The sequence below is a fragment of the Aeromonas media genome (assembly GCF_000819985.1).
Lineage (GTDB): Bacteria > Pseudomonadota > Gammaproteobacteria > Enterobacterales > Aeromonadaceae > Aeromonas > Aeromonas media.
This window is the reverse complement of sequence record NZ_CDBZ01000055.1, coordinates 25,444-25,770: the sequence shown is the minus strand read 5'-3', so window position 1 is coordinate 25,770 and position 327 is coordinate 25,444. Positions and strand designations below refer to the sequence as shown.

The 327-nt window shown below is 69.7% G+C and carries 1 protein-coding gene; it reads left to right on the top strand.

Going from position 1 to position 327, the window contains the following annotated elements:
* Positions 1-327 (top strand): 4'-phosphopantetheinyl transferase family protein (locus BN1127_RS04520; RefSeq protein WP_042648668.1); only part of this gene is annotated, 327 nt, incomplete at both ends.

The following is a 327-nucleotide window of genomic DNA, read 5'->3' as shown; positions in this document are numbered from 1 at the left end:
GTGGCGCTCTGTGGGGTGCGCCGCGCACAGGGGGGAATGGGGCTGGATCTGGAGGCCTGGCTGGGGACGGAGCAGGGGAGTCAGCTCTGGCCCGGCATCGTCGATGAGGATGAGTGGGGACGGCTGGAGGGCGGAGCCCGCGCGCTCGGGCTGGACAGGGCCAGAGGGCTGACCCTAGTGTTTTCCGCCAAGGAGAGCCTGTTCAAGGCGCTCCATCCCAGGGTGGGGCGCTATTTCGACTTTCTCGATGCCCGCTGGCTGGGGATGACGGCCCAGAGCCTCACCCTCGAGCTGAAGGTCCCGCTGACGCCGACCCTGCCGGCCGGC